Here is a 12,045-nt window from a genome sequence, read left to right as displayed (position 1 = left end):
CTCTCCCTCTAGGAAGCAGCTCCAGGTGGGGGCTCTTGGGGTCATTTTCGCACGCGGGGGAAATATGCGTCAAGCTGAGGGAGAAGAGCAGAGGTCAAAGGGAATTTTCCTGCACCTGGACGGGTGCGCACGCGAACAAGGGTAAAGGAAGGGTATGCAACCTCGAGGGGCGCCCTCCTGCACGAGGAAAACCCCCGGTTTGGCACCGGGGGTGTGCATAAGGTGACCTTCGCGCTCGCTAGACGAAGTCGGGCTCCTCGAGGCGCTTCAACCCCTGGTGTCCGATGCGCCAGGTTCTACCTACGGCTGACCAAAACTCGGCCGCCACAAGCCCCAGGCTTCAGCCCTGGGGATAAGGCGGCCGATTCCAGGTAAATAGGTACAATGGTTCCGTGGGCCGACAGTTTCAATCCAACCGCAGCGTCGTCGTAGGGGGTGCACCGCTTGCCGTCATCAAATCGGTATGAGGTGCGGCGGCTGCATCTGGCCCCCACCCCACAGCTCGACGACCTGGCGCGCGCGGCGGGAGAGCTGTATTCCCGCGTCGTGGTGAGTTTCTGGCGGACGGTGCGCAAGAAGAACGTCTGGCTCAAACCTTCGTCGATGATGCGATGGCACACGTCAAACCAGCTGCACGCCCACAGCGCAGACGCGGTGGTGCAGGGTTTCTACGACGCCCTCAAATCCTGGCGCAAGCGCCGGAAGACCGATCCGCAGGCCAAACCGCCGTACCGTCGGCGGCGCTACTGCTGGGTGCAGTGGAAATCGTCCGCGATCCGGGTCCAAAAAGGAGAGCTCATCCTCTCCAACGGGCGCGGAAACGCCTCGCTGGTCGTGCCGTGGCCCTGGGAAGCCCCCGTGCGGGTCGAACTGGGCTGGACGGGCACGGAGTACGAACTGCGGGCCGTGTACTCCCGGCCCGCGGCAGAACCCGTAGCGGAAGGAGGTGTAGCCGGGGCGGACCTGGGCGAGGTCCACCTGGCCGTGGTCCACGACGGCGAGCGGACGACGATTTACAACGGGCGGGAGCTTCGGGCCAAACGGCAGTATCAGAACAAGATCAAGGCGGCTCTGGCCGCCAAACAATCCCGCCTGAAGAAGGGTTCGCGCCGCTGGCGCAGGCTCGGGCGGAGCAAGCAAAAGCAGTTGCGAAAACTTGAGAACCAGATCCGGGACATCCTGCACAAGCAGACCACCGCATTGGTTTCCACGCTCCACGACAGAGGCGTGCAGACGGTGGTGATCGGCGATGTGCGGAACCTCCGGAAGCGGGTGGATTACGGGCCTGCGGCCAACCAGCGCATCCACCAGATGGTCAGCGGGAGGGTTCGCCAACGGCTCGGGATGCAGGCGGTTCTCCAGAACGAAGCGTACACCTCCCAAGAATGCCCGCGGTGTGGGAGCCGGCACAAACCCCGAGGGCGTGAGTATGCCTGTTCGGCCTGCGGGTTCCGTTTTCACCGCGATGGCGTCGGGGCGGTCAACATCCGGCGCAAGTATCTGGGCCGAGGCCCAGTAGTCGGGGCGATGGCGTCCCCCACGGGTGTGCGGTGGCAGCCCCACCGGCGCGTCCGCGTAGCTCGCGACGAGCGAGAAAGAATCCCCGCCCTTTAGGGCTGGGGAGAACGTCAACGATGGCGAAACCCCCTGGCCCGACGAACCCCCGCGGGGCAGCCGGGTGATCGCCTGCCTGACGCGGGGAGAAAGGAAGACCCCGGACTGGATTCAGACCGTGGTTATAGATCCTGAGCCGGGCAGCTGAGGCCAGGGGCTCGCACCTCCTGGAGGGATAAGGGCTTTCCCGACGCCGCAAAGAAGGGCAGCCTCAAGGCCGTCCATGCCCTGCTCGAGGCGGGGGGCGACCCGAACCGAGCCAACAGGTGGGGCGACACCCTCCTCCACGAGGCGGCCCAGCGGGGCAAAGCCGAAGCCGTCCGGATCCTGCTGGAAGCCGGAGCGGACCCCGAACGACCCAACCGGGAAGGCCAGACCCCGCTCGAGCTGGCGGTGGGGCGGGGCGGAAAAGTGCTGGAAACCTTCCTCGCGCGCCCCCGCAGCCGGACTAAAACACTGCTGGCCCTGGCCGGGAGGTGAGGAGCGCTCTCGAGAGAAATCGAGTGGATCCCTGAGACCCCGTCTTGCCCCCGCGCCGAAAGTTGAAGCAGAATAAGGGGGCTAGACCGGCCAGGTGGCAGAGAAGAGAGGCCCTGCGCCCCTGGAGGAAGTATGGACCTATACGAAGCCATCGAGAAGGGCGACCTCGCAACCGTTCGGCGTTTGTTGGGCGAGGGGGACGATCCCAACCAGCTAGACTTGTTCTGGCTAGACTCCTTCTGGAGCACCCCCCTGGACAAGGCTGCTCAAAAAGGGTACGCCAAGATCGTCCGGGTGCTGCTCGAGGCGGGGGCCAATCCGAACCTAACCGACTGGAACGGCATCGCCCCCCTGCACGTGGCCGCCCGGAAAGGCCACGCCGAGATCGTCCGGCTTTTGCTTGAGGCGGGGGCCGATCCTAACCAGGCTGACCGACGTGGTGACACCCCCCTGCACGAGGCCGCCAAGTACGGCAAAGCCAAAGCCATCCAGGTGCTGCTCGAGGCGGGGGCCGACCCGGGCGCAACTTCCGAGGACGGCAGCACCCCCCTGCACGAGGCCGCCTGGCAGGGCCACGCCGGAGCCGTCCAACGCTTACTGGACAAGGGCGCTAACCCAAACCGGCGCAACTGCTACGGCTACGGCAACACCCCCCTGTACGTGGCGGCTCAAGAAGGGCACACCAAAGTCGTCCAAATACTGCTCAAGGCCGGGGCCGACCCGGGCCTAACCGGCGAGTACGGTAACACCCCCCTGCACGAGGCCGCCTGGCAGGGCCACGCCGAAGCCGTCCAACGCTTGCTGGACAAGGGCGCTAACCCGAACCGGCGCAACTGCTACGGCAACACCCCCCTGCACGTGGCGGCTCAAAGAGAGCACACCAAAGTCGTCCAAATACTGCTCAAGGCCGGGGCCGACCCGGGCCTAACCGACAAGGACGGTAACACCCCCCTACATACTGCCGCCGAGCGGCGATACAGCGGGATCGTCCGGGCGCTGCTCGAGGCCGGGGCCGATCCTAACCAGCGCGACAAGTACGGCGGCACCCCGTTGCACGTGGCCGCCTGGAAGGGCCACGCCGAGGCGGTCCGGATGCTGCTCGAGGCGGGGGCCGACCTGGGCGCAACCGACAAGAACGGTGACACGCCCCTGCACCTGCCTGCCTGGGAGGGGCACACCAAAATCGTCCAAATACTACTTGAGGCCGGGGCCGATCCTAACCAGGCTGACCAACGTGGTGGCACCCCCCTGCACCTGGCCGCCCGGAAGGGCCACACCGAGATCGTCCGGGTCCTGCTCGAGGCGGGGGCCGACCCGAACGCGATCAACAGCGAGGGTGACACTCCCCTGCACCAGTCCGTTCAGGCGCTGCTGGAGGATGAAACCGGCCTGAACGCGCCCGATTGGTGGGGCAGCAATCCCCTACACGAGGCCATGCTGCAAGAACGTGCCAAGGTTGTGTACACTTTGCTCGAGGCCGGAGCTGACCCGAACCGGGCCAACCAAAAAGGCCAGACCCCGCTCGAGCTGGCGGTGGAGCGGAGAGGAAAGGTGCTGGAGCTCTTCCTCGAGCACCCCCGCAGCCGGGCCAAGGCGCTGCTGGCCCTGGCCGGGAGGTAGGGGGCTTGCGCCCCCTTTCTGCTGAAGGGAGGAAGCATGCAAATCGAGATCCTTCAAGACCTTTACGAGAAGGGACGAGGGCTAGGGTTTGGCCTCGGCCCATGCCCCGGCGAGGAAGGCCAGGGTGCCTAAAAGAAGCAGGCCGAGGGCAAACCGAAAGGGTTCCCCTCCCGAGGCCTGGCCCACCCAGGTGCCCAGGAGGGTGGCGAGCAAGGTGGAGAGGAAGCCGGTGAGGCTGGCTGCCAGGCCGGCCACCTTTCCTAACTCCTCTAGGGCTCGGGCCTGGGCATTGGGAAAGGTGAAGGCCACCAGGAGGAGGATCAGGGAGAGGTGGAGCCAGAAGGGAAAGGTCCTGAGGGCCAGGAGGGCATGAAGGGGGAGGAGCAATACTCCCACAAAAAGCGTCCCCAGGGCGAGCTGTAGGGCTCGCCCCAAGCCCAGGCGGGCTACCCAGCGGGGCCCGGTCAGGTTGACCCCGGCCATAAGCAGCCCTGTGGCCCCGAAGGCCAGGGCAAAGGCAGGGTTAGAAAGGCCCAAGTGGGTTTTGTAGAGCTGGGCAGAGGCGCTCAGGTAGGCGTAAAGGATGCCGAAGATGCCCCCTAAGGCTAAGGTGTAAAGGCCCGCTCGCCTATCCCGCACCACCCACACCGCCCCTTCCCGCAGGGTACTCCAGGCCAGAGGGCGCCTCCTCTGCGGAGGGAGGGTTTCCTGGAAGCGGCCACTCCAAAGGAAAGCCAGGGTCCCCAGAACAGCCGGCAGCGCGTAGGGCGCCTTTGGCCCTAGGGCTAAGAGCCCCACCCCAAGGCTCGGGGCCAGAACGGGGGCCACCGTCAGGACCAGAAGGGCATAGGAGAGGAGCCGGGCCATAGCCTGGCCCCGATAACGATCACGGATGCTGGCGGTCACCCCGATGCGGAAGCTGGCGGCGAGGAAACCCTGCACCCCCCGCCCCAGAAGGAGGAGCTCGAAAGAGGGGGCCACTGTGGTAGCCAAGCCCGCCAGGGCAAAGCCCAGCAGGGTCAGGCGCAACACCCCCCTCCGCCCCCAGGCGTCCATCAGGGATCCCCATAGCAGCTGCCCCAGGGCGAAGCCCAGAAAGTAAACCCCCACCACCAGCTGGGCAGCGGTGAGGGTTGTGTCGTAGCGCAGGGCGGTGGCCTCGAGGGCCGGGAGCATGATATCCGTGCTGAAGGCTCCCAGGGCCATCAACGTGCCCAAAAAGAGGATCTCCTCCCGCGGCCTCATAGCAGCCCGCCCAGTCTACCCTAGATTCAAGCCCTGCCTACGCTGCCCAGCACCTCGAGCCTTTCTTGCACCACCGACGCAACGGCTTTGACGCTGGGGCGGAGCAATTTGCGCACGTCCCACTCCTCGGGCTGCTGCTGTAAGGTCTCGCGCAGCACCCGGGCGAAGGTGCGCTGGAGTTCGGTTCCCACGTTGACCTTGGCCACCCCCCGGGCCGTGGCGGCCCGGAGCATCTCGGTGGGTACCCCGGAGCCCCCGTGCAGCACCAGGGGCACCGGGGTGGCGGCGGCGATTTTCTCCAGGCGGGGCAAGTCCAGCTGGGCGTCCCGGGTGGCTTTTTGGTGGACGGAGCCGAAGGAAGCTGCCAACACGTCCAGTCCGGTAGCCTCCACGAAGTGAGGCACCGCCTCGGGGTCGGTCATGAGTCCTTCAGATACGATCTCCTCCTCCTTGCCACCGATCTGGCCCAGCTCCCCCTCCAGGCTCACCCCCAGCGCGTGGGCCATCTGGGCGGCCTGGCGGGTGAGGGCGATGTTCTCCTCCAGCGGCAAGTGGGAGGCGTCGATCATCACGCTGCTGAATCCGGCCTCGAGGGCGCGGCGGATATCCTCCAGGCTCTGGCCGTGGTCGAGGTGCAGCACCACCGGGACGCGGGCGGCCTCGGCCACGGCCCGCGCGGCGGCGGGGAGGGCCTCCCATCCTGCGTAACTCAGGGCGCCGGTGGTCAGGGCCACCATGACCGGGCTATGCAGGCGCTCGGCGGTATCGACCACCGCGCGGAGGTATTCGATGTTGATGCAATTGAAAGCGCCCACCGCGTATTTGTGGGCTCGAGCGGGCTTGAGCACTTCGGTTGCGGTCACTAAGGGCATAGTTTTCTCCTCCTCAGGGGGCCTTGCGGGGCTCGAGCTGATCAAAGACAACCAAGGCGGGCCGACCCTGCTGCACCAACACCGCGCCCGAATGGCCCTGGGCCAGGCGTTCCACCCCGGTCTCGGCCAGCTCTCGGGCCAGCAGGCGGTCGCGGGCGCTGGGCCGGCCGCCCCGCATGGCGTGGGAGGGGCGGGCAAAGCGCAGGCGCAGCCCTACCTCCTTGGATAGGGTTTCTAGGGTGATCTCCAGATCGGGATACCCCTCGGAGGCCACGATCAGGGCGAAACGTTGGCGGGCGATGGCGGCTTGGGTCGATTCCAGGATTTTCTCAGGCGGGAGGGGTTCTTCAGGTACCAAGATGGCGTCTGCCCCTCCGGCTTGCCCCACGGCCCGCGCCAGGAAGCCGGTGTCGCCGCCCAGGGTCTCCAGGGCGCACAGCCGGGGCAGGGCCTCGGCGGTGTCGCGAAACTGGTCCAGAAGCAATAACCCGAAGTTCAGCGCGGTGTCGAAGCCGATGGACTCCTCCGAGCCCGCCACGTCGTTGTCGATGGTGGCGGGAAGCCCCACCACGTTTACCCCGCGCCGGGCCAGGGCCTGGGCCCCCTGCAGCGAGCCGTTCCCCCCCAGCACCATCAGGTGGGTGACGCCCGCCCGGTTCAGGGCTTGGAGGGCCTGCGGCAGCTTGGCCTGGAAATCGGGGTCGCGGGAGGTTCCCAGGAACGTCCCCCCCAGGCGGGCGTAAGGCAGGGTTTGGACAGGGTCCAGCTCGAGGAAATCCCCCCGCAACAGCCCGGCGAAGCCCTCGCGCACCCCCAGCACCTCCCAACCCCGCTCCCGGGCGGCTTGGGTCGCGGCCCAGAGGGCCATGTTCATTCCGGGGGCGTCGCCCCCCGAGGTGAGGAGGGCCAGCTTAGCCAAGCCGAACCGTCCTTCCCGCCCGGGCGGAGGCGTACAGGGCGTCCAGCACCCGCATCTGCCGCACCGCCTCCTCGGCGGGGTAACGCAGGGGCTCCTGGCCGCGGGCGGCCCGCACGAAGTGCTCCACCATGAGCTGATACTGATCGGCGGCGGGCTGGGCCTCCTCCTGGCCGTTTACCACCAGGCGGGGGGCCACCAAACCGTGCTGGGTGGGGCCGCCCGAACCGCGCCTGCCGGGAAGCCAGGCTTCGGGGATCACCAGGGTTCCCCGTTCCCCCACCAGCTCGACCTGTTGGCGCAAGGGCTGGGTAAAGGAGCAGTCGAATACCGCGCGCAGCCCTTCCCCGAACTCCAGCACCCCCACGAAGCTGTGATCGACCCCACCGCCTCCGGGATGGTCGGGGGGGGTGAGGTCGCTCCAACCGGTCACGGCGAGCGGTTCCCGCCCGGCGAAAAGCCGCGAGAGCGTGACGCAGTAGCAGCCCACGTCGTAGAGGGCCCCCCCGCCCAAAGCCGCCACCCAGCGGATGTCGGTGGGGCGCTCGAGGGCGAAGCTGAACGAGGGACGGATCAGGCGCAGTTCGCCCAAAGCGCCAGCGCGGACCAGCTCGAGGGCTCGAGCGATCTGCGGATGGAAGCGGTACATAAAGGCTTCCATCAGGGTACGGCCCGCCTTTTTCGCCGCCTGGTCCATCTGCTCCGCCTCGGCGGCGTTCAGGGCCAGGGGCTTCTCGCAGAGCACGTGCTTGCCCGCCTCCAGCGCCCTCAGCGTCCAGGGCAGGTGCAGCGAGTTGGGCAAGGGGTTGTACACCGCCTCGACCTCGGGGTCGGCCAGCATCTCTTCGTAGCTGCCGTAGGCCTTAGGTATGCCGTGCTGGGCCGCGTACGCCACCGCCCGCTGGCCGTCGCGGGCCGCCACCGCCACCAGCCGGGCGTGGGCGGATTTGTGAATGGCGGGGATCAGGGCGCTGGCCGCGATCCGAGCGGCACCGAGGATGCCGAATCCCATCTTTTCCATAACCACCTCCTTATCCCCCCACCATCAGCTTGACGATCTCGTCGCCGTGGGTCTCGCTCGCCCGGCGCTCCCCGGCTTTTTGGCCCCGCAACAGCACCAGGATGCGGTCCGCTACTGCAAAGATGTCGTTCAGGTTGTGCGAGATAAAGATCACCGCCACCCCTTGTTCCTTGAGGCGCCGGATCAGCTCGACCACCTTGCGCTGTTCGGGCACCCCCAAGGCCGCGGTGGGCTCGTCCATGATCAGGAGCCGGGCCTTCCAGTAGATGGCCCGCCCGATGGCCACCGCCTGGCGCTGACCCCCGGAGAGCGCGCTCACCGGGCGGTCGAGGGCGGTGTGGATATCCAGGGTGTCGAGCACGCTGCGGGCCTCGGCGCGCATCTTGGCCCGATCCAGTACCGGCAGCCCAAAGCGGCGGCGCATCGGTTCGCGGCCCAGGAAGACGTTGGCCCCTACGTCGAGGTTATCGGCCAGGGCCAGGTCCTGGTAGATGGTCTCGATGCCAGCCTCGCGGGCTTCGCGGGGGTTGTGGAAGCGCACCTCGCGCCCTTCGAAGAAAACCTCTCCCTCCTCGGGTAGGTGCACCCCGCTGATGCACTTGATCAGGGTGCTCTTGCCCGCGCCGTTGTCGCCGGCCAGGGCCAGCACCTCGCCGGGGAAGAGCTGGAAGGAGACGTTGTCGAGTGCGGTCACCCCGCCGAAGCGCTTGGTGAGGCCGCGGACTTCCAGGATGGGCGTGCTCATGCTTTCACCACCCCGCTTTTGGCCTGATCCACCAGCACGCTCAGGATGATCACCAGCCCCACCGCGATAAACTGCCAGAAAGGCTGCACGTTGATGAACACCAGGCCGAACTGGATGATCGCGATGATGAGGGCCCCGATCACCGTGCCCACGATGGTCCCGGCCCCGCCGAAGAGGCTGGCCCCCCCGATCACCACCGCCGCGATGGAGTCCAGCAAGGTGGCCTCCCCGGCCTGCGCCGCCCCGGCGGTGAAGCGCCCGGTGTAGATGATCCCGGCGATCCCCGCCAGCAAGGCGGTGATCAGATACAGCTGCATGGTGTGGCGGGTGACGTTGATCCCGGCCCGCAGGGCGGCCTGGCGGTTGCCCCCGATGGCGTAGGTGTACTGGCCGAACCTGGTCTGGCTCAGCAGGTAGTGCATGAAGAGCACCACCACCGCGGTGATCAGCACCGGCACGGGGATCAGGCCGAACACGAAGCTATTGCCCATCGCCGAGTTGACCGGGTTGTCGGTGGGTACGGTGTTCCCTGCCGCGGCCAAAAAGCCCAGCCCCCGGGCCACCCCGTACATGCCCAGGGTGCCGATGAAGGGCGGCACGTTGAGCCGGGCGACCAGGAAGGCGTTCACCACCCCCACCCCAAGCCCCGCGGCCAGCGCGACGAGGCAAGCCAGGGCGAAGGAGAGCCCGGCGGGCAGCGAGGGATCCAAAGCTTGCATCACCCGCGCGCTCACCACCGCCGCCAGCCCCACCGTGAACCCCACCGAGAGGTCGATGCCGCCGGCGATGATCACCAGGGTCTGCCCCAGCGCCAGAAGCAACGGCTGCACCGCCGCCAGCAGGATGCTCTGGAGGTTGGTGACGTTGAAGACAAAACTGTTGCCGTAGGATAGGCGGGCCCAGATCTCAAAAAACACCACCATGAAGATCAAGAACAGCCACGACCAGGCTCCGGCCAGGAAAGACAGCCAGCCCGGGGCCTTGCGCTCGCTGCCTGTAACGGGGGGGTTGGCCACTAAAACCATCCTTTCAAGGGGGAAGCCCGTTTTCGGGCCTCCCCCGGGCGATGCGGTTACTTAGAGGAGTAGACGGCGGCTTTGGCTTCCGGGGTATCCACGTTGCTCCGGTCGATCACGGTGTAGCCGGTGCCGTAACGGGTGGGAATCTTTTTGCCGTTCAGGGCATCCACCGCGTACTGCACCGCAACCTTGCCCATCTCGGCAGGATGCTGGCAGATGGCCATGTCAATCGTCCCGCCTCGGATGTCGTTGATGATGCTCTCCGGGCAGTCGAAGGCGGCCACTTTGATCACCCCGCGCTTGCCAGCGTTCTTGACCCCGTTGGCCGCGCCTTGGGCGCTGAACAGGTTGGCCCCGAACACCCCCGCCAGGTCGGGGTTGCGGGCCAGCACCGCGGCCAGCTGGGAGGCGGCTTTGTTGGCGTCGTCGTCGTTGTACTGGGTCTCGAGCACGGTGATGCCCGGGTACTTCTTCATCTCCTCCTTGAAGCCCTGCTCGCGCTGGTCGGTGGTGGAGATGCCGGGCTTGACGTTGGAGACGTAGACCTTACCCTTCTCGCCGATGGCCTTGGCCAGCGCGCGGGCGGCGATGCGCCCCCCCTCGACGTTGTCCGAGGCCACGTACGACAGCGGGAAGTCGGCGTCGCCCTTGCCGGTCTGGTACTGGCCGTTCTCGCCGATGAAGGTGTCCACGGTGATGATCTTGATGCCGGCGTCATGGGCGCGCTTCAGGGGGGCGATGAGCTGCTGTTTGTCCGTAGGGGCGATCAGGATGGCGTCGGGTTTGCGGGCGATGATGGCGTTGAGCACCGGGATCTGGGTGGTGGGGCTGAACTCCGGCCCCCCCTGGAAGATCAGCTCCACGCCCAGCTGTTTAGCGGCTTCTTCGGCCCCTTTGCGCATGGTGATGTAAAAGCCGTCGGTGGTGAGGCCGGGGATGAGGGCGATGGTGTACTTCTTCTGTTGGGCCAAGCCGTGCACCGCCGCCGTGGCCAGCAAGGCCACAGCCATAACCGTAGATACCCACTTCGCTTGCTTACGCATGCCTTTCCTCCTTGGGATTTGTGCTCGCCTGGGTGCCGTGTGACGGGGCAGTTTCTTTACCGCTCTTCAGCCTCCTTCCTTCCGCCTGGGGCAGCGGAATCTCCCCTAGGTAGACGGCCTCGAGCGCGCACTCGGCGGCCCCGGGGCCGATGGGGTTGGCCAGGGGATCAACCAAGATGTGCAGCTGCTCCCCCCAACCCAGGTAGGGGTAAGCCCGGGTGTTGAGGTGGTGGCGCAGGCTGGGGATGAGCAGGTCGGCATAGGCCGCTCCCGGCCCCCCGAGCACCAGCAGTTCAGGGTCAAAGAGGTTGACCAGGTTGACCGCGGCCCAGCCCAACGCCCGCCCGGCCTGCTCGAAGGCGAGCCGGGCCAAGGGATCGCCGCCCTGCGCCCGTTGGGCAATGGCGCCTAGCGGAAGGCTTTCCCGGGTCAGGCGGAAGTAGCGCGATTCGATGGCGGTGGTCCCGGCGACGTTTTCCAAGCAGCCGCGGTTGCCGCAGGGGCAGGGCTCGCCCTCGCTGTCCAGGGACACGTGGCCCAGTTCCCCGGCAAAGCCGTGCTGGCCGCGGTAGACCTGCCGCCCGACGACGAGGCCCGCCCCGATGCCCCGGTGCAGCAGGATGTAGATGAAGTTTTCTGCCGCGGTCGAGCGCAGGAAGCGCCGCGCCGCCGCGGCGCTGTCGTGCTCCAGGTAGACCGGCAGGCCCAGGTCGCCTTGCAGGCGCTCGACCAGGGGCATGTGGTGCAGATCGGGGAAATGCGGGGGGGCGAGGATCGTGCCCTTGGCGAAGTCGATGGGTCCGGGGGAGGCCACCCCTACCGCCACGACCGGTGCCGAGGCCTGCTCGAGCAGTTGGCGCGCGGCCTCGAGCAACTGCCGGTAGACTACCTCGGGTCCCTTACCCAGGCCGGAGGGGGTGCGCAGGATGCGCAAGGGCTGTCCCAATGGGTTGTATAGCCCGAGCTCGGATTCGTCTACGCTTAGGTCGATGCCCACCACGCAGAAGCGTTCCGGGTTGATGCGCAGCGGGGCCGGGTGGCGGCCCCGCTGGATGGGGGTGGGGGCGGCCTCCAGAAGCAGCCCCTGTTCGATCAGATCGCCGACGAGATCCCCCAGCGCGGGCTTGGAAAGCCCCAGCGCCCGGGCCAGCTCGGCGCGGCCCCTGGGCATGACCCGCAGCAGCTCGAGGGCCTTGGCCCGGTTGAGCCTGCGGGCGTCAGCCGGTCGGTGCCCGCTGAGCGAGTCCAGCAGCGGTTGGGGGGTGGAGGAGGGGGGGATGCTCTTCATGGGTTGGCCTCTCCCAAGCTAAAAGAGCCGGGCGCAAAGCGACGGCGGACGCTTGCGGGGCGCTGTGCTCAGCGGTTGGCGGTATAATAAAGCAAACTAACTAAATTTTGCAAGAGGGCGCGCGGGGCTGCTGCGCTTCGGCTTTGGCCAAATCGCCTTAAGACGAACAAATCCTGTTCTCT

General features: G+C 67.0%; 11 protein-coding genes. 3 read left to right on the top strand and 8 right to left on the bottom strand.

Annotated features, from left to right (window positions below; genetic code table 11):
* Window positions 1–468: 468 nt before the first annotated feature.
* From DNA98_RS16180 to DNA98_RS16170, 3 genes are all read left to right on the top strand, one after another.
* Window positions 469–1,614, top strand: a complete 1,146-nt coding sequence (locus DNA98_RS16180) for an RNA-guided endonuclease TnpB family protein (protein ID WP_110532427.1) — start codon at window positions 469–471, stop codon at window positions 1,612–1,614.
* A 144-nt stretch (window positions 1,615–1,758) separates the two neighbouring features.
* Window positions 1,759–2,094: an ankyrin repeat domain-containing protein gene (locus tag DNA98_RS18560; protein ID WP_110532426.1), complete on the top strand. Its 336-nt coding sequence runs from the start codon at window positions 1,759–1,761 to the stop codon at window positions 2,092–2,094.
* A 132-nt stretch (window positions 2,095–2,226) separates the two neighbouring features.
* Window positions 2,227–3,714, top strand: a complete 1,488-nt coding sequence (locus DNA98_RS16170) for an ankyrin repeat domain-containing protein (protein WP_110532425.1) — start codon at window positions 2,227–2,229, stop codon at window positions 3,712–3,714.
* Window positions 3,715–3,795: 81 nt separating this feature from the next.
* On the opposite strand, the gene DNA98_RS16165 is transcribed toward DNA98_RS16170, so the two are convergent.
* From DNA98_RS16165 to DNA98_RS16130, 8 genes are read right to left on the bottom strand one after another with little or no spacing between them, the layout of a single operon-like run.
* Window positions 3,796–4,959: a multidrug effflux MFS transporter gene (locus DNA98_RS16165; protein ID WP_110532424.1), complete on the bottom strand. Its 1,164-nt coding sequence runs from the start codon at window positions 4,957–4,959 to the stop codon at window positions 3,796–3,798.
* Between the two features lie 26 nt (window positions 4,960–4,985).
* Entirely contained in the window at window positions 4,986–5,831 is an 846-nt protein-coding gene (locus tag DNA98_RS16160; RefSeq protein WP_110532423.1) for a class II fructose-bisphosphate aldolase, read from the bottom strand.
* Between the two features lie 13 nt (window positions 5,832–5,844).
* Window positions 5,845–6,750, bottom strand: a complete 906-nt coding sequence (locus tag DNA98_RS16155) for a 6-phosphofructokinase (protein ID WP_110532422.1) — start codon at window positions 6,748–6,750, stop codon at window positions 5,845–5,847.
* Window positions 6,743–7,768: a Gfo/Idh/MocA family protein gene (locus DNA98_RS16150; protein ID WP_110532421.1), complete on the bottom strand. Its 1,026-nt coding sequence runs from the start codon at window positions 7,766–7,768 to the stop codon at window positions 6,743–6,745. Before DNA98_RS16150 ends, DNA98_RS16155 begins: the two co-directional genes overlap by 8 nt.
* A 10-nt stretch (window positions 7,769–7,778) precedes the next feature.
* Window positions 7,779–8,513: an ATP-binding cassette domain-containing protein gene (locus tag DNA98_RS16145; RefSeq protein ID WP_110532420.1), complete on the bottom strand. Its 735-nt coding sequence runs from the start codon at window positions 8,511–8,513 to the stop codon at window positions 7,779–7,781.
* On the bottom strand, window positions 8,510–9,538 hold the full coding sequence (locus DNA98_RS16140) for a ribose ABC transporter (RefSeq protein ID WP_233493262.1): 1,029 nt from the start codon (window positions 9,536–9,538) through the stop codon (window positions 8,510–8,512). The genes DNA98_RS16145 and DNA98_RS16140 overlap by 4 nt, the downstream gene beginning before the upstream one ends.
* 47 nt (window positions 9,539–9,585) lie before the next feature.
* A complete protein-coding gene (locus DNA98_RS16135; RefSeq protein ID WP_110532418.1) occupies window positions 9,586–10,575 on the bottom strand; it encodes an ABC transporter substrate-binding protein in 990 nt (329 codons plus the stop codon).
* On the bottom strand, window positions 10,568–11,863 hold the full coding sequence (locus DNA98_RS16130; protein WP_233493261.1) for an ROK family protein: 1,296 nt from the start codon (window positions 11,861–11,863) through the stop codon (window positions 10,568–10,570). The genes DNA98_RS16135 and DNA98_RS16130 overlap by 8 nt, the downstream gene beginning before the upstream one ends.
* Window positions 11,864–12,045 lie beyond the last annotated feature (182 nt).

The sequence above is a fragment of the Meiothermus sp. Pnk-1 genome, assembly GCF_003226535.1.
Lineage (GTDB): Bacteria > Deinococcota > Deinococci > Deinococcales > Thermaceae > Allomeiothermus.
The sequence above is the reverse complement of the archived record's forward strand: the minus strand, read 5'-3'. Positions and strand labels throughout refer to the sequence as shown.